The organism is Pseudorhodobacter sp. W20_MBD10_FR17 (assembly GCF_052119765.1).
Lineage (GTDB): Bacteria > Pseudomonadota > Alphaproteobacteria > Rhodobacterales > Rhodobacteraceae > Pseudorhodobacter.
Window position 1 is genome coordinate 72,642 of record NZ_JBGQOQ010000013.1, and the last position, 16,273, is coordinate 88,914.

A 16,273-nucleotide genomic window follows, 5' to 3' on the forward strand; every position below is an offset into this window, starting at 1 on the left:
CGTTTATTTCAGGTTCAACGCGGTCAAACGCGCGTCAATCTGCGCATTCCAGTCGGCCAACAGTGCCTCATTGGCTTGATGCCGCAGGCCAAAGCGTTTCAGTGTGTCAAATCGCGGTGACGCGGCGGTGCCAAAGCTGGCGGCGACACGCGGGTGCCAATAGGCAATGGCAGCGCGGGCCTCGGCACGGTCTTGGTCGGTCGTCACAATGCGTTCCAACCCTTCAAAGCCGAGTTCAACATGACGCGCCTCACGCGGGGCAATTTCACGGAACACCTCGGCCAATGGGGCATAGGACAAGCGGGTGAGTTCGGTCATCTGCACGCCGGTCGCGGTGCCCATCAGCACATTCATTACCACAGCATCGGTCCAACCCGTGATCGGATAATGGAACACCGAAAGCCGCATATCACCGCCTTGGCGCATGGTGCCAATATCCGCGCCCCGCCCCATCCGCGCCGCCCAATCATGGGCCGATTGATAACGTTTGGTGTCGGTGCCAAAATCGCCCATCACAGCCAAAACACGCTCGGCATGATCGGCCTTTTCCAGCGTGATGCGGCAGGCAGCGATCCGTTCCTTGATGCCGGGTGCCCAATTGATCGAGGCGGCAAACCCTGCCGAGCCTGCCAACTCACTATCGACAAAAGACGACATCAGCCGCATCAAATCGGCGCGGTAGCGTGCAGGCACGTTGCCCGGCGAGGTAAGAACGCCGCCTTGGGCAAGGTAGTCTTCGATATTCATCGTGTCAGACATCGCAGGTTCCCCCTTATTCGTCATAGCTGACGACAATTTTGTCGGTCAGCGGATAGGCTTGGCAGCTCAGCACATAGCCCGCGCGGACTTCGTAATCTTCCAGAGCGTGGTTCACGGCCATCTCGGCTTCGCCTTCGATCACCTTGCAGCGGCAGGTCGAACACACCCCGGCCTTGCAGGCGAAAGGCGCGTCAAGATTGGCCTCTAACGCGGCGTCCAAAATCGATTGGCCTTGGCGCGGCATCTCAAAGCTGCGGGCGGCGCCGTCCAGTGTAACCGTCGCCGCCGTACCACTGCCCGGCTTTACCGCGTGCTTGGATACGGCTTTGGCGCGGGCGCGGCCCGGTTGGCCACTGGCAAACAGCTCAAACTTGATCTGCCCATCGGTCAGCCCGTGGTCGCGCAAGGAGGCGGCAATCGCCAGCATCATCGGCTCTGGCCCACAAATGAATGCTGTATCCACCGATTTCGGGTCAATCCATCGCGCAAACAGCGCCTTCATCTTCTCGGCATCTACACGGCCGGTGAACAGGTCAATCTCTTGCCCTTCCATCTCCAACACATGGATCACCGAAAAGCGCCCGAGATAGAGATTCTTCAGATCTTCCAGATCCTCGCGGAACATGATCGAGTTGATCTGGCGGTTGGCATAGACCAGCGTAAAGCGGCTTTTGGGTTCACGCGCCAGCACGGTCTTGATGATGGACAGTAGTGGCGTTATGCCCGATCCGCCAGCAAAGCCGAGGTAATGCTTGTCGGCCGCAGGGTCGATGGCGGTATAAAACTTGCCCATCGGTGGCATGGCATCAATCAGATCGCCGGGTTTCAGTACCTCATTGGCCCAGGTTGAGAACGCCCCGCCCTCAACCCGCTTGATGCCAACGCGCAGCGCGCCATCATCCTTGCCCGCGCAGATTGAATATGAGCGGCGCAATTCCTCGCCGTCAAAGCTGTTGCGGAAGGTCAAATACTGACCTTGGGTGAAATCGAACGCCGCCGCATCTTCGGCGCGGGGCTTTAGCGTGACAACAACCGCATCGCGGGTTTCACGCTTCACATCGGTAACCTCTAGGGGATGAAAACGGGCCATGATTTACTCCGGCATCTTCAGATGCATTTGAAATAGTCGAAAGGTTCCAGACAGTCTTTGCAGCGGTACGACGCCTTGCAGGGGGTCGAGCCGAACTGGCTGACCTTTTCCGTATGGTTCGATCCACAATGCGGACAGGTGACAACAAGGTTAGACGACCCCGCCATCCGTGATATGCGGGCATCAAGGCGGCCATCGGCGGCGGTGCCATCAATCGGTGGGGCAATGCCATAGGCGCGCAGCTTTTCGCGGCCTGCCTCAGAAATCCAATCTGTGGTCCAAGGCGGCGACAAGCGCCGCTCTAGCCGCAGGTTTTCGATGCCATGGTCACGCAGCGCCGTCTCGATATCCAGATTGATGATCGAAGTGGCCGGGCAACCGGAATAGGTTGGCGTGACGGCTACCACCAGCGTGTCGCCCTGCCATTCCACCCCCCGAATAATCCCCAGATCCGTTAGCGAGATCACGGGGATTTCCGGGTCCGGCACCTGCGACAGCCACTCCCAAACTTGATCCGTGGTAGGCTGCATAACCACCCCCCTACCAGCGCGCGCCGGGATAGGCCCGTTGCAAAAACTGCATCTGCGCAAGGATAAAGCCCAAATGCTCGGTATGAACGCCGCGCTTGCCGCCTTTGTGGGCGTAGGGTTCAGTTGGGATGACCAACGTCGCCTCCTCTAACACCGATGTGACCACCGTTTGCCATGCAGCCCGCAGGCTTTCCGGATCAGGGGCAATGCCTGCAGCTGCCACGGCTTTATCCGCCTCATCCGCTAAAAACATCTCACCGGTATAGGACCACTGATCATCCAGCGCCGCCTGCATCCGGGCACGGCTTTCATCGGTGCCATCACCCAAGCGAATAATCAGGTCGGTTGATCGTTCGACGTGATAGGCCACCTCTTTTACCGATTTGGCCGCGATTTCGGCAACCCGTGCGTCAGTCGACTTTTCCAGCGCTTTCAGCATTTCAAAATGCCATGCGTCAAACAGGAATTGCCGCATCAGAGTTTGGCCAAAATCGCCGTTCGGGCGCTCTACCAACAGCAGGTTCCTAAACCCGCCTGCGTCGCGCAGATAGGCAAGGTTATCTGCCGTGCGGCCTTTGCCCTCAACCTCACCTGCCAACCCAAGCCACAGTTGGGTTTGGCCGATCAGGTCCAAGGCGACGTTGGCCAGCGCGATGTCTTCCTCTAGCACAGGCGACAAACCGCACCATTCAGACACACGGTGGCCAAGGATCAGCGTATTGTCCCCCATCCGCGTGAGTAACTCAAACAAAGCGGCGCGATCGACCGCCGTTTCCTGCACAGCCATCACATGTGCCCCACTTCTTCCGGGATGTCGAAAAAGGTCGGGTGGCGGTAGACCTTGGCATTTGACGGCTCAAACAGCGGGCCTTTGTCAGACGGGCTGGACGCGGTGATTTGTGCCGACGGTACCACCCAAATGGACACGCCTTCGTTGCGACGGGTGTAAACATCCCGTGCGTTCAGGATTGCCATTTCCGCATCTGGCGCGTGCAAGCTGCCGACATGACGGTGGTTCAGGCCGTGCTGGCCACGGATAAAGACCTCCCAAAGGGGCCATTCGCTGGACATGAGTTCTCTCCTCCCGAAAACGGGCCTAATTTGGCTGTGGGTTGGGCGGTTGCCCGGTGATTTTATTCAGCAGCAATCTTTGCAGAGGCGCGACGCGCCGCAGCTTTCTTGGCATGGGCGGTCAGCCCATCGCGGAACCACGCGCCATCGTCCCACGCCTTGACCCGCGCGCCCAAACGTTCCTTATTGCAAGGCCCGTTACCGGCGATCACGTCAAAGAACTCGGTCCAATCGGGCTGCGAGAAATCGTAACCGCCCTTTTCGTCGTTCCATTTCAGATCAGGGTCGGGGATGGTCAGGCCCAGATATTTGGCCTGTGGCACGGTTTGATCCACAAATCTCTGACGCAAGCCGTCATTGGTGTCGATCTTGATCTTCCACGCCATGCTTTGCGCCGAATGCACGGAGTCCGCGTCTGACGGGCCAAACATCATTAGGGACGGATACCAAAAGCGGTTCAGCGCGTCCTGCGCCATGGCCTTTTGTTCCGGCGTGCCAGCGGCCATCTTCATCATGATGTCATAGCCTTGGCGCTGATGGAAACTTTCTTCCTTACAAATCCGCACCATAGCACGGCTGTAGGGGCCATAGCTGGTACGCTGCAACGGCACTTGGTTCATAATCGCCGCGCCATCCACCAGCCAGCCAACCGCGCCCATATCGGCCCAAGTCAGCGTGGGATAGTTGAAGATCGACGAATATTTCATGCGACCAGAGTGGAGTTTTTCCAACAGCTCATCGCGGCTGACGCCCAGCGTTTCAGCGGCACAATACAGGTACAAACCATGGCCAGCCTCATCCTGCACCTTGGCCAGCAAAATCGCTTTGCGTTCCAAGGTGGGGGCGCGGGTGATCCAGTTGCCTTCGGGCAATTGGCCGACAATTTCAGAATGCGCATGCTGCCCGATCTGGCGGATCAGCGTTTTGCGATACGCTTCTGGCATCCACTCTTTCGGCTCGATCTTTTCATTCCGGTCAATGCGCTCTTGAAAGGCGCGCTCTTCCGGGGCCATTTCCTCAAGGCTTTTTACGCGGTCGGCGTCCGTCTTTACCATCTGGGCATACATTGCAGTCGTCTCCCTGTTTCAAACGCGTTCGATAATAATTGCGATCCCCTGCCCGACCCCAATGCACATTGTGCAAAGGGCAAAGCGCCCGCCGGTGCGGCGGAGTTGATACATCGCTGTGGTAATCAGGCGTGCGCCGCTCATCCCCAACGGGTGGCCAAGTGCGATGGCACCGCCGTTCGGGTTCACATGCGCCGCATCATCGGGCAACCCAAGGTCGCGCAGCACGGCCAAGGCCTGCGCGGCAAAAGCCTCGTTCAACTCAATCACATCCATCTGGTCCAGCGTCATGCCTGCGCGGGCCAAAACCTTGCGCACCGCAGGGGCCGGGCCAACGCCCATGATCCGAGGCTCAACCCCAGCCGCCGCCATGGCAACGATCCGCGCCTTTGGCGTCAAACCGTGCTTTTTCGCAGCCTCGGCCGAGGCAATCACAAGCGCCGCGGCGCCGTCATTCACACCCGAAGCATTGCCCGCCGTCACCGAAAGATCCGGCCCGTTCACGCCGCGCAAACGTCCAAGCTGCTCGGCCGTGGTGCCGGGGCGTGGATGTTCGTCTGTGTCAACGACCACCGGATCACCCTTTTTCTGCGGGATGACAACCGGCACGATTTCATCGCCGAAAACACCTTTTTCATGCGCCGCAGCCCAGCGCGCCTGCGAACGTGCGGCAAAGGCATCTTGGTCGGCGCGGCTGACATTGTAATCCGCCGCCACATTATCCGCCGTCTCTGGCATTGAATGGGTGCTATAAAGTTTCTTCATCAATGGGTTGGGAAAGCGCCAGCCGATTGTGGTGTCATAAACTGCCGCACTGCGCGAAAAGGCGGTGTCGGCCTTGGGCATCACGAAAGGCGCGCGGCTCATGCTTTCAACGCCGCCTGCGATAACCAAATCGCAATCGCCCGCTTTGATCGCACGTGCCGCCATGCCCACGGCATCCATCCCCGACCCACACAGCCGGTTCACCGTGGTTCCCGACACGGCCACCGGCATCCCCGCCAGCAGCACGGCCATTCGGCCCACATTGCGGTTATCTTCACCGGCCTGATTGGCGCAGCCATAGATCAGATCGTCAACCTGCGACCAATCAACCTTTGGATTACGCTCCATCAAGGCTTTCAAGGGAAGTGCTGCAAGATCATCTGCGCGAACGCCCGACAGCGCACCGCCGTAGCGTCCGATTGGTGTGCGCACTGCATCGCAGATAAAGGCGTCAGTCATGCTGATCCCCCTCCCAAGGGTCTGGCTGTGATCGGCTCAAAACATTAACCGACCGTTCGGTCATGTTATACAGCACAAAGCATCACGCGCCAAAGCATTTTTTTATAATTTAGTGATGCTTTAGGATGAATCTGACAAAACACAACGAAAACCCAAAGGTTTCAATCGGTTCGACTTTCGGCTTCTGCCAACAACTGCCCTATGCGGGCTGTCAATTGCGCTGTCTCGGTCAGTCGCAAGCCTTCGTTTTCCTCAAATGCTTGCTGAATGTACGAATCAGCCAGCTTGGAAAGGTGCAGATACAACCGCACGAACAGGGCCCGCGCGGCCCAGCCCGGCCAATCTTGCGGCAAGGCGGCGCGCGGCAGCATGGGATCGCGCAAAATGGCGGCCCTGTAATCATCAACCAACAGCAGGCGGGCAATCAGTGCATCTTGCGGAGCAAGTGTTGTTTGCAGTTCGAGCAAGGGTGTAAACCTTGTCAAAACCGCCTGATAGCGTTCAGATAATGGCGCCAGATCCCACAAGCCAGCCACCAACTCCGGCAAATCCGCCCCGTATTGCTGTACCGAGGCCCGCAAAACAAACTGGCCTTCTGCTGCAAGGTTTGGCCGGTAAGCGCCGAAGGCAAGGTCAGGCCGCATGGCGACAAACCCATGCGGCAAGCCTGCTACGGGCATCGCCAACATGGCAAAATCTTCGGGCGTTTCAGGGGGTGTAAACAAAACACGGGCCGCATGGGAAAATTCCACCTGCGCTTTGGGCGTTAAGCGATAGTAACTCCGCCGCCCCACACGCTCACCAACCAGTTGACCCGCTGCAACCAGTCGCGAAACTGCCGTCCGCACCAGCGTTTCGCTAAGTCCGGCCGATTGGCAAAGGCCAATTACCCGCCCCATCCAAAGGGTGCCGCCTCTCGGCTCCACCACGTCACCATACAGGGATACAATAAAATGCCCGGCCCGAGGCGGAACACACCCCAACAGGTTTTTGAAATGTGCTTGGCTGGTATCCGGCATTGTCGCGCTTTCCGTTTTCCAACCCGTTTATAGACTGGCACTGCAGCTTACAGCACCAAAAAAATACCGCGCTGGCGATTGATTGGCCTTGCAGCGGTTTAAGTCCGGTCCTTTTTGGGCAACAGAGCCGGAAAAAGGGCCGCGACATGCGCGGCCCCTATCGGTTAGCCGCGACCTGCCAACATCGGCTCGGTCATCACGGCAGCATAGGCCCGCGCATCAGCCAGATAGGCATCATAGCTTTCGCGCACGCGGGCGACATCAGGATTTGCTGCGGTCAATTCTTCCTGCACCTCGGCCCAAGCCGCGCGCTGAGCAGCGACCACATCTTCGGGGAAGGCCAAAAACTCTACGCCTTCGGCTTGCAATGCCTGCATCGCCTTGGCGTTATAGAAATCAAACTGCGCGTGGCTTTCCAGCGCGGCAGCATGGGCCGCATTCTTGCAAATGGCCTGTAAATCGGCAGGCAGCGTTTCAAACGCGTCCTTGTTAAACACAATGGCAAGCCCTGCCCCCGGTTCGGTAAAGGCCGGAACATAGCAAAACTTGGTGATCTTTTGCAGCCCGAACGCCTGATCAAGCATCGGCCCAACCCATTCCGCCGCATCAATCGCACCCGATTGCATCGCTTGGAAAATCTCGGGCGGTGGCATCAAAACAGCGTTGGTCCCAAGCTTGCGGAAAATCTCGCCCCCAAGACCGGCAATCCGCATGTTCAGCCCCTTAAGGCTGTCCACATTCTCGATCTTGTTCTTAAACCAGCCACCCGATTGCGTGTTGGAGTTACCGGAATAAAACGGCACCAGCCCGCGCGTGGCGTAAATATCGTTCCACAGATCATAGCCGCCACCGAATTCCAGCCAAGCGAAATGCTCGTTCGAGGTCATGCCAAAAGGGACAGCGGTAAACCAATGCAAGGCGGCGTTTTTGCCCGCAGCATAGTAGGTCGGGCCATGGCCAGCCTCGGCATTGCCCTGCTGAACCGCATCTTCCACCGCGAACGGCGGCACCAGCTCACCCGCGCCATAGACGGTAAAACTCAGCCGCCCGTCTGACATCGCCGCAACCTTTTCGGCAAAATTCGTTACGTTCGTGCCAACACCCGGCGCATTCTTGGGAAAGGCAGTCGGCAGCTTCCACTCAATCTTGCCCTGCGCAATCGCCGGGGATGCCAACGCCGCCCCTGCCGCAATGCCAACACCTGCCGTTAAAAACTTTCTGCGTTCCATGGTTTTCCTCCCGCTATCTGAACATTAGATCCGGCAACCACGTCGCCAGTTCCGGTATCATAATCAGTATGCCAAGCGCCAAAATCTGCAAGCCCACGAAGGGGATTATTCCCAAATAGATATCGCGTGTTGTCACCTCAGGCGGCGCGACAGAGCGGAAGTAGAACAGCGCAAACCCGAAAGGCGGCGTCAGAAAGGATGTTTGCAGGTTCATCGCCATCAACACCCCAAACCAGACTGGCGAAATATCAGTTGCCAGAATGGGCGGGCCAAGCAATGGCACGACGATGTAAATAATCTCTACCGCCTCTAGCATGAAGCCCAACAAAAACACCGTCAACAGCGCAAACGCCAGCGCCCCGGCAGTGCCACCCGGCATTCCCTTCAACAAATGCTCTACCGCGATGTCACCGCCAAAACCGCGAAACACGAGAGAAAGCATAGAGGCCGCAATCACAATACCGAACACCATGCCGGAAATGCGGATCGTCTCGATCAAGCCGCTTTTCAAGACACCGCTGCGGATCAAACGCGCAGCCGCGACGATCACGCCAAAACCGACAAGAGCAGCGGCCAATAGCGCCCCGATAACCGCCTGCCCTGCCCCGCCATCCAGCAGCCGTAGTGCAACAAAACCCAACGCCGCCAGCGCCGCCGCCCCGATGGTCCATTGCCCGACGCGCCCGCCATCGCTGGTATATCCCGCCAAAAACAGCGCGCCCACGGCCCCCAGCCCAGCGGCCTCCGTCGTCGTCGCAACTCCTGCCAGAATAGAGCCTAGCACCGCCAAAATTAACAAAATAGGCGGCAGAAAGGTAAACAGCACCTCGGTCAGCGGCACCGCCTCGCGCAGCGGTTTGGGTGCAGATTTCGTTGGGCGCAACACCAGCGCGATATAGCCAGCATACAGCATCACCAATAGCAAACCGGGCAACATCGCCCCTGCAAACATATCGCCCACCGACACCGGCGTAATCGCAAAATTCCCGACCTTTTGCTGTGCCTCAAGATAGGCATTGCCGATCTGATCCCCCAGCAACACCAGCAAAATCGACGGCGGAATAATCTGGCCCAGCGTCCCGCTGGCACAAATCAGCCCGCTGGCGACACGCGGTTTTATGCCAGCCTCCAACATCGATGGCAGGCTAATCAAAACCAGCATCACGACTGTCGCCCCGATAATTCCGGTAGAGGCCGCGATCAGTGTAGAAAAGGCCAGAACCGATAGCGCAATGCCGCGCGGGCTGCCGCCCAGCATCCGCGACAGCACTGCCAGCATCCGTTCCGCAAGGCCCGAGCGTTCCAGCAACACCCCCATCAACACGAATAGCGGCACCGCCATCAGCAAGGTGTTGGTCATCACACCCCAGACCCGCGCAGGGTAAAAGTTCAGGAACCCCAAATCAAAATGCCCCGTCACCCCTGCAAAGAGGGCGGTGACAAGCGGCACCCCGGCAATCGCCAGCATCGCCGGAATGCCGCTCAGGATGCCCGCGAATAGCGCGACGATCAGAAACAACAAATAACCTTCATGCACCATGATCGACCCCTTTGCGCAAAATCACCGCAATCCCTTGCACAATGGTCATCCCCGCTGCCAATGGCAGCGTCGATTTGATCACGAACAACCCACCAAGCCCCCCTGTTTCCAATGAGGCCTCCTGAATGGACCAAGAATAACCAAGCTGCGGTGCCCATGCCCAGATAATCAGGCCGAACACCGGAATCAGAAACAGGATAAGCGCCACCACATCGGCCCAAAAGCGATAGGCTGGCGGCATTCGCTCTGAAAACACCTCTACCCGCACATGGCCTTCGCGGCTCAGGCAGACCGGAACGCTGAAAATGACCAGAATGGCAAAGGCATAATTGGCCATATCCTGCAATTGCAGATGCCCTTGCCCAAACCCGTAGCGCAAAATCACGATCACCAACACCATCACCGTCAGGATGGCCGTTGCCCCAAGGCACAGCCAAAGCGCGATCCGGTCAACAGCACAGCTGAAAGACAGAAATATTCCCCGCATAGATCTCTGGTTGCCCCCCTTTGGCACCGTTCCATGTCAGTCACTTAGCGGGGAATACCCGGCAGCCCAAGCACAAAGCTATAGAGCAAGGCAACTTCATGGTTTTGAAATGCCGATCGACGCTTTCATGCATCAAGCCAACCACCCGCGCGAATGCACCACGGGTTGAACATCGCCCTCGCAAAGGCCTCAATAACCATGCCGAAAACAGCTATGTGCCGTAGCCGCCGCGTGACTTCGGCAACCCTGCGATTAATGTTGATGCACCAACACCGCGCCCCAAAACTCGCCATTCAGGGCCACAAATGCGGTTTCCCCCTAGGGTTCATTCAGTTGAAGCCTTTCTGATCCGAAAACGGCAATATAATGTCTACTATCCAAAAAGAACACTTGACGAAAAGCAACAGAGTTTTTAAACTAATAAGAACATTTTTTGCTCGTTCAACTTATCCACACCCCCCCCCCAAGATAAATGGCCCTAATTCCGCCCCGCAACGTACATCGCAAGAACAGGCACACCATGAAAGCACTTGTCATCACCGAAGTAGGACAGACAGAAATACACGACATCGCTGAACCAAGGCCCGGAAATGGCGAAGTTTTGATAGCTGTTCAGCACGTTGGCTTGTGCGGCTCTGACCTGAACACCTACAGCGGCCTCAATCCGCTGGTGCAATTACCGCGCATTCCCGGCCACGAAATCGGCGGCACAATCGTTGAAACAGGCCCTGACGTTCCGGCAGGTTTCAAAGCTGGCGCTTCGGTTATTGTCATTCCGTATACGACCTGCGGCACATGTTCGGCCTGCCGCTCTGGCCGCCAGAATGCCTGCCGCTACAATCGAACGCTCGGGGTGCAGCAAGACGGAGGGATGTCGTCATCGCTTGTCGTGCACCACGACCGATTGATCCTTAACGATACCCTTGCGAAACCGCTTTTGGCGCTGGTGGAACCGCTTTCTGTTGGCTTTCACGCTGTTGCCCGTGGGCGTGTGCAGGCGGGCGAAACCGTTGTTATCTATGGCGCGGGGATGATCGGTATTGGCGCAGTTCTGGCGGCCCTGTCACGCGGCGCGCGCGTTGTCGCGATCGAGGTAAGCGAGACAAAGCGTCAGCAATTGCTCGACTTGGGCGTGACCGCGTTTCTGAACCCTAACACCTGCGATATCGGTGTGGAAATTTCGCGTCTGACCGATGACTTGGGGCCAGATGTGGTAATCGAAGCAGTCGGATTGCCAGAAACCTTCCGCTGCGCGGTGGACCTGGCCTGCTATGCGGGACGAATCGTTTACGTCGGTTATGCTAAATCAGAGGTCAGCTACAACACATCCCTGTTCAACCTTAAGGAACTGGATATTCTAGGGTCACGCAATGCAACCCGCACCGATTTTGAAGACGTCATCACCTTTCTGGAAGCGCAGCCAACGATTGGGAACAGCCTTATTTCCAAGGTTTTTCCTTGGGCCGAGGCGCAAAACTCATTTAACTATTGGAATAATCACCGCAATGAAACCTTCAAAGTCATGGTTGCGATGGCAGGCGATGGCTGTCATGACGGCGACTAGGCATTGGCAAAATAAACGTTTAAGTTGCCGACGAGTCCAATAAGGACAAAAGGATAGTTGCGCCGTGTCTCGAACGAACAGCGTCTACAAAGAGACTTATAATAGATGCCTCGATTACATTCAGGAACTCGGCGTAAAAGCGAGCCTGCCGCCTGAAACATTTTTAGCGACAAAATGGTCCATCAGCAGAACGACCGTCAGATCCGTCCTTGAACATCTGGATGAGGCAAAGATCATCACATGGGACGGGCGAAGCAAACAGGTGCTGCGAAAACCGCGCAAATCTGATTATTTTGCTGAAGAAGAAACCCGTTCTGCTGGGACGCGGGTAGAAACTGCCTTCATGGAATATGTCCTTGGCGGCGATTTAGCGCCAGGCACCATCCTGCGCGAAGCAGAGCTTGTCAGGGAATTCGGGGTCAGCACTTCCGGTGTCCGCGAATTTCTGATCCGGTTCTCGCGGTTTGGATTGATCGAGAAAAAGCCAAACCGCCATTGGGTCCTGAACGGGTTCACACGCGAATTCGCGATCGAATTGTTTGATGTGCGCGAAATGTTCGAGATGCGCGCCTTTCGCGCTTTCTGCGATATTTTACCGTCTCCCGCAGCACAGGCTACGCTGAAACAATTGGAACAGGACCATCTAAATATTTTGGCCGATATGGATGCCACCTTCCTGCGGTTTCCCAACCTTGATGAACGTTTCCACAACACGTTCACATCTTTGCTCGACAACCGGTTTGTCGATGATTTCTATGAACTTGTGTCTCTGATTTTCCACTTTCACTACCGTTGGAAAAAGCATGACGAGCGGGAACGCAACCAACTGGCCGCAGAAGAGCATCTGGCAGTCATCCTATCTCTTTTAGCAGGCGAACGGGACGCCGCAAAAGCCGCATTCAAGGAACACCTGCTGTCTGCGCGGCGCACTCTGCTAGACTCGGTGGTTTGGGAGTAAGACATGTGGTCGGCTAGGGGGCAGTCGCCCGATGGGTCAGCCAAGGATACAGGCCACGATGCTTTTACATGTTCATAAAAGCCTGAACGCTTCCGCCATACGGCAGAAAAGTGCCATCAGACATGGATAACCTGCTCTCCATTGTCCTGTCGCTGCTGCCTGACCTCATCCTTATTGGGCTGGGTGGGGTGATCAGCAAACGGCTAACACCTGATATCTGGGCTGGCATCGACCGCCTGAACTTTCTTGTGCTTTTTCCCGCGCTCTTGTTCGTATCAGCATCTGTACGCCCGATTGCTATCTCTGAGATCGCGTCAGTCGGTGTCGGTGTTTGGACCGTCATGGGGCTAGGATTTAGCTTGGGACTCCTTTTGCGTTCTTGGGGCCCCCCTCTTTTCTAGACTTCGCAGGTACGTGGCAGACCGCATGGCGTTTCAACACTGCGATTGCCTTTGTCGCGGCGTCCACAATGCCCGCTGCTGTTTCCGGATTAATGTCTGTCGCAATTGGCCTCGCCGTTCCGGTGGCGAATGTCTTGGCTGTCGGTGCTTTGTCTCGCGGACGCGGGGGTTGGAAATCACGGCTAATCGCCTATCCGGCGGGGAGCGAACCATAATGCGACCGGCGCGAAAGTATGCGTCTCTCAGCCGCCTATCCGGCGGGGAGCAACGCCCGCACAGGCTCCAGCATCGCCACGCATCTCTCAGCCGCCTATCCGGCGGGGAGCAACTCAACTGTATTGATATCTCGCGTTGTGTATCTCTCAGCCGCCTATCCGGCGGGGAGCGCCTTTGCGCCCGCATCCAGTTGTTCTTGCTCTCTCTCAGCCGCCTATCCGGCGGGGAGCGCTGGGGCCGTTGCTGCGGCGGCGTCTGTTGTTCTCTCAGCCGCCTATCCGGCGGGGAGCCTATATGCACTTTTGATCGCGCGTTTTTGCATTCTCTCAGCCGCCTATCCGGCGGGGAGCGGTCAACAGTTAACCATATAATCATGGATTGGTCTCTCAGCCGCCTATCCGGCGGGGAGCCCATCGTTGCAACGCTGACCGCACTTGAGACATCTCTCAGCCGCCTATCCGGCGGGGAGCAATGAAGCCCCATTCCTCGGGGCCTTCGGGCGTCTCTCAGCCGCCTATCCGGCGGGGAGCATACCGCAAAGACATGACCCTCGGCACGTGTGTCTCTCAGCCGCCTATCCGGCGGGGAGCATGCAGAGATAGCAAAAACCTCTGCAATAATCTCTCTCAGCCGCCTATCCGGCGGGGAGCTAAAAAATGAAAGTCCAACTTCCGCCTGGAATTCTCTCAGCCGCCTATCCGGCGGGGAGCGTGCAGGTTCAGGTGATCGAGGCAATCTTAGATCTCTCAGCCGCCTATCCGGCGGGGAGCATGGTTGCGGTAAATCGTGATTGATTGCTAGTTCTCTCAGCCGCCTATCCGGCGGGGAGCATCTGTTGCTCGGATTTGTAGATCAATCATATTCTCTCAGCCGCCTATCCGGCGGGGAGCCGGCAATATGCCCTTTGGGACACGCTAAAACTTCTCTCAGCCGCCTATCCGGCGGGGAGCAGCGCGGGCGGCACAGAAAAGCGTTGGCGCATTTCTCTCAGCCGCCTATCCGGCGGGGAGCAGCGGATCGCGCCGGGCTTCTGGTAACAATGGTCTCTCAGCCGCCTATCCGGCGGGGAGCAGTTGTGCCGCCGCCGCCCGCGCCTTCAGTCATCTCTCAGCCGCCTATCCGGCGGGGAGCACGTTTTGGCGATTTGCATTGCGGCGCAGGCTTCTCTCAGCCGCCTATCCGGCGGGGAGCCTTTAAAACCCCAATATATGGAGCCTTGCAATTCTCTCAGCCGCCTATCCGGCGGGGAGCACTAAACCATGTTTTGTCTGCGATCTGCACGCTCTCTCAGCCGCCTATCCGGCGGGGAGCATGAGAGCACAGGTTGGTCTGTCACAATAGGCTCTCTCAGCCGCCTATCCGGCGGGGAGCTTGAGTATGCAAAAAGCCTTTGTGATTCTGGTTCTCTCAGCCGCCTATCCGGCGGGGAGCACTCACAACCTTATTACGCCGATATACCAAAATCTCTCAGCCGCCTATCCGGCGGGGAGCAGTGGTTCCTTGAACGAAACCCATATCATTTCAACAAATTACGCGCTGAAGATCTGCAATACCATATTGTCAAAGAGCCGAATCAAGTTCCTGTTTCTACATCATTTTTCCGAACGGCGCAAAAAGATCATCTAAGGTTCCCCGTGTGAAACCAATCAGCTTCGCAAAAACTCGCTAGGCGTGGCTTCGGTCACGTTCCTCGTCATCTCCGCCGCAGCCCCTTTGACAGCAGTTGCAGGCGGTGTACCTATCGCAATGCTCTTGGGCAACGGATCGGGGGTCGCAGCTGGCTTCACAATCGTTACAGCGATCCTTTTGCTATTTTCTGCAGGATATGTCGCCATGGCGCGGCACATCTCAAACGCGGGGGCATTTTATGCCTTTACTGCGCAGGGGCTTGGCGGGCGCATGGGTGGTGCAGCCTCAATGATCGCGATCTTGTCGTATAACGCCATGCAAGTCGGCGTTATGGGCCTCCTTGGGGCAGCGGCCTCTCAAACTTTTGGACAGTTTGGCCTCACGCTGCCTTGGTGGTGCTGGTCGCTCGTGGCAATCACGCTCGTCGGGATACTCGGCTACCGGCAGGTTGATCTCTCGGTCAAAATCCTGATGGTCTTGGTGCTGCTCGAATACCTTGTGGTGCTTCTCATCGACGTGGCAATTTTCGTCAAGGGCGGCGACAGCGGCCTGTCACTCGCCCCCTTCACCCCACACGAGTTCATGAGCGGCTCGCCCTTTATCGGTATCCTCTTTTGTTTCGCAGCCTTCATCGGGTTTGAGGCGACAACCATCTTTTCCGAAGAGGCACGCGATCCGAAAAAAACTGTGCCACGCGCAACCTATCTCTCCGTCATCATGATCGGTGTGTTCTATCTTTTGACCTCATGGCTTATGGCCAATGGCGCGGGCATCGACAAACTTGTGCCAACGCTACAAGCCTTGCCAGACCCGACAACATTCCTGTTTGATCTGGCAGGTCGCTACATCGGCGGGCCTATCGGTACGATCATGAGTATCCTCTTTGTCACGAGCCTATTCGCGGGCGTTCTCGCCTTTCATAACGGTGCCGCGCGTTACAAATACGTCGTGGGCCGCGAAGGCATCTTGCCTGACAGTGTCGGCGTCACACACCTCAGGTTCCAAAGCCCCCACATCGGCTCGCTCATCCAAACGGCCATCGCGTTTATCGTGATTGGTATCTTTGCTGTGTTTGGCCTCGACCCTGTGCTGCAACTTTTCACCTTGATGACACAGCTTGGGACATTGGGCATCCTTGGGCTAATGGCGATCACATCCTTTGCCATCATGCGCTTTTTTGCCCGTAACGGTGGCCTTGGCGAAGGGATCTTATCAACCAAAATCCTTCCCGCCATCGCGGGCGGCATAATGGCGTTCTTATTCGTCATCATCTTTGCAAAATTCGGCGAGATGACGGGTACTACAGGCATAGCAGGCGTGGCTCTTCCGTCTAGCGTCGTCGTAATAGCGGCAATCGGCTACTACCTAGGCGTTAAACTGGAACGCCGCGATCCCGTCCGTTTTGCCCGTATGGGTAGCGCACGGACCTAAGTATTACTCTGAAAGGCGTGACCAACCGTCGCGCCTTTTACCCCGCATTTAACGTTTA

The 16,273-nt window shown here is 57.0% G+C and carries 15 protein-coding genes and 1 CRISPR repeat array; of the genes, 4 read left to right on the top strand and 11 right to left on the bottom strand.

What is annotated here, in order from left to right:
- Positions 1-3: 3 nt before the first annotated feature.
- From ACEN2J_RS10865 to ACEN2J_RS10915, 11 genes are all read right to left on the bottom strand, one after another.
- The gene (locus ACEN2J_RS10865) at positions 4-759 is read right to left on the bottom strand and encodes a Phenylacetic acid catabolic protein (protein ID WP_442105748.1); all 756 of its coding nucleotides are present in this window, start codon (positions 757-759) and stop codon (positions 4-6) included.
- A gap of 13 nt (positions 760-772) precedes the next feature.
- Positions 773-1,849 carry a 1,2-phenylacetyl-CoA epoxidase subunit PaaE gene (gene paaE / locus ACEN2J_RS10870; RefSeq protein ID WP_442105750.1) on the bottom strand — a complete coding sequence of 359 codons (1,077 nt, stop codon included), beginning with the start codon at positions 1,847-1,849 and terminating at the stop codon, positions 773-775.
- A 17-nt stretch (positions 1,850-1,866) separates the two neighbouring features.
- A complete protein-coding gene (paaD, locus tag ACEN2J_RS10875; RefSeq protein WP_442105752.1) occupies positions 1,867-2,379 on the bottom strand; it encodes a 1,2-phenylacetyl-CoA epoxidase subunit PaaD in 513 nt (170 codons plus the stop codon).
- 10 nt (positions 2,380-2,389) lie between these two features.
- Positions 2,390-3,166 (bottom strand): 1,2-phenylacetyl-CoA epoxidase subunit PaaC, encoded by a 777-nt coding sequence (gene paaC / locus ACEN2J_RS10880; RefSeq protein ID WP_442105753.1) that lies wholly within the window; start codon positions 3,164-3,166, stop codon positions 2,390-2,392.
- On the bottom strand, positions 3,166-3,450 hold the full coding sequence (gene paaB / locus ACEN2J_RS10885; RefSeq protein WP_442105755.1) for a 1,2-phenylacetyl-CoA epoxidase subunit PaaB: 285 nt from the start codon (positions 3,448-3,450) through the stop codon (positions 3,166-3,168). The genes paaC and paaB overlap by 1 nt, the downstream gene beginning before the upstream one ends.
- 62 nt (positions 3,451-3,512) lie before the next feature.
- Entirely contained in the window at positions 3,513-4,517 is a 1,005-nt protein-coding gene (gene paaA, locus ACEN2J_RS10890) for a 1,2-phenylacetyl-CoA epoxidase subunit PaaA (protein ID WP_442105757.1), read from the bottom strand.
- An 18-nt stretch (positions 4,518-4,535) separates the two neighbouring features.
- The gene (gene pcaF / locus ACEN2J_RS10895; protein ID WP_442105759.1) at positions 4,536-5,741 is read right to left on the bottom strand and encodes a 3-oxoadipyl-CoA thiolase; all 1,206 of its coding nucleotides are present in this window, start codon (positions 5,739-5,741) and stop codon (positions 4,536-4,538) included.
- A gap of 161 nt (positions 5,742-5,902) precedes the next feature.
- Complete coding sequence (locus ACEN2J_RS10900; RefSeq protein WP_442105761.1) at positions 5,903-6,760, bottom strand: PaaX family transcriptional regulator C-terminal domain-containing protein; 858 nt, start codon at positions 6,758-6,760, stop codon at positions 5,903-5,905.
- Positions 6,761-6,924: 164 nt separating this feature from the next.
- The gene (locus ACEN2J_RS10905) at positions 6,925-7,989 is read right to left on the bottom strand and encodes a TRAP transporter substrate-binding protein (RefSeq protein ID WP_442105762.1); all 1,065 of its coding nucleotides are present in this window, start codon (positions 7,987-7,989) and stop codon (positions 6,925-6,927) included.
- A 13-nt stretch (positions 7,990-8,002) separates the two neighbouring features.
- Complete coding sequence (locus tag ACEN2J_RS10910) at positions 8,003-9,529, bottom strand: TRAP transporter large permease (RefSeq protein ID WP_442105764.1); 1,527 nt, start codon at positions 9,527-9,529, stop codon at positions 8,003-8,005.
- Complete coding sequence (locus ACEN2J_RS10915) at positions 9,519-10,016, bottom strand: TRAP transporter small permease subunit (protein WP_442105766.1); 498 nt, start codon at positions 10,014-10,016, stop codon at positions 9,519-9,521. The genes ACEN2J_RS10910 and ACEN2J_RS10915 overlap by 11 nt, the downstream gene beginning before the upstream one ends.
- Positions 10,017-10,536: 520 nt before the next feature.
- Here ACEN2J_RS10915 and ACEN2J_RS10920 point away from each other — a divergent pair.
- The 4 genes from ACEN2J_RS10920 to ACEN2J_RS10935 all read left to right on the top strand — a co-directional run bounded on the left by ACEN2J_RS10920 (position 10,537) and on the right by ACEN2J_RS10935 (position 16,215).
- Positions 10,537-11,580, top strand: a complete 1,044-nt coding sequence (locus ACEN2J_RS10920) for a zinc-binding alcohol dehydrogenase family protein (RefSeq protein WP_442105767.1) — start codon at positions 10,537-10,539, stop codon at positions 11,578-11,580.
- A gap of 64 nt (positions 11,581-11,644) precedes the next feature.
- Complete coding sequence (locus ACEN2J_RS10925; protein WP_442105769.1) at positions 11,645-12,538, top strand: GntR family transcriptional regulator; 894 nt, start codon at positions 11,645-11,647, stop codon at positions 12,536-12,538.
- A 122-nt stretch (positions 12,539-12,660) separates the two neighbouring features.
- On the top strand, positions 12,661-12,939 hold the full coding sequence (locus ACEN2J_RS10930; protein ID WP_442105771.1) for a hypothetical protein: 279 nt from the start codon (positions 12,661-12,663) through the stop codon (positions 12,937-12,939).
- Positions 12,940-13,177: 238 nt separating this feature from the next.
- Positions 13,178-14,646: direct repeats of the CRISPR family, unit length 28 nt; unit sequence TCTCTCAGCCGCCTATCCGGCGGGGAGC.
- A gap of 180 nt (positions 14,647-14,826) precedes the next feature.
- Positions 14,827-16,215, top strand: coding sequence for an APC family permease (locus ACEN2J_RS10935; RefSeq protein ID WP_442105773.1), 1,389 nt, complete (start codon positions 14,827-14,829; stop codon positions 16,213-16,215).
- Positions 16,216-16,273 lie beyond the last annotated feature (58 nt).

Bases quoted from the DNA above. Each gene is read 5' to 3' on its own strand.
- ACEN2J_RS10930 (WP_442105771.1), top strand. From the start codon at position 12,661: ATGGATAACCTGCTCTCCATTGTCCTGTCGCTGCTGCCTGACCTCATC.
- ACEN2J_RS10900 (WP_442105761.1), bottom strand. From the start codon at position 6,760: ATGCCGGATACCAGCCAAGCACATTTCAAAAACCTGTTGGGGTGTGTT.
- ACEN2J_RS10915 (WP_442105766.1), bottom strand. From the start codon at position 10,016: ATGCGGGGAATATTTCTGTCTTTCAGCTGTGCTGTTGACCGGATCGCG.
- ACEN2J_RS10910 (WP_442105764.1), bottom strand. From the start codon at position 9,529: ATGGTGCATGAAGGTTATTTGTTGTTTCTGATCGTCGCGCTATTCGCG.
- paaA (WP_442105757.1), bottom strand. From the start codon at position 4,517: ATGTATGCCCAGATGGTAAAGACGGACGCCGACCGCGTAAAAAGCCTT.
- ACEN2J_RS10905 (WP_442105762.1), bottom strand. From the start codon at position 7,989: ATGGAACGCAGAAAGTTTTTAACGGCAGGTGTTGGCATTGCGGCAGGG.
- paaE (WP_442105750.1), bottom strand. From the start codon at position 1,849: ATGGCCCGTTTTCATCCCCTAGAGGTTACCGATGTGAAGCGTGAAACC.
- paaC (WP_442105753.1), bottom strand. From the start codon at position 3,166: ATGGCTGTGCAGGAAACGGCGGTCGATCGCGCCGCTTTGTTTGAGTTA.
- paaB (WP_442105755.1), bottom strand. From the start codon at position 3,450: ATGTCCAGCGAATGGCCCCTTTGGGAGGTCTTTATCCGTGGCCAGCAC.
- ACEN2J_RS10920 (WP_442105767.1), top strand. From the start codon at position 10,537: ATGAAAGCACTTGTCATCACCGAAGTAGGACAGACAGAAATACACGAC.
- pcaF (WP_442105759.1), bottom strand. From the start codon at position 5,741: ATGACTGACGCCTTTATCTGCGATGCAGTGCGCACACCAATCGGACGC.
- ACEN2J_RS10865 (WP_442105748.1), bottom strand. From the start codon at position 759: ATGTCTGACACGATGAATATCGAAGACTACCTTGCCCAAGGCGGCGTT.
- paaD (WP_442105752.1), bottom strand. From the start codon at position 2,379: ATGCAGCCTACCACGGATCAAGTTTGGGAGTGGCTGTCGCAGGTGCCG.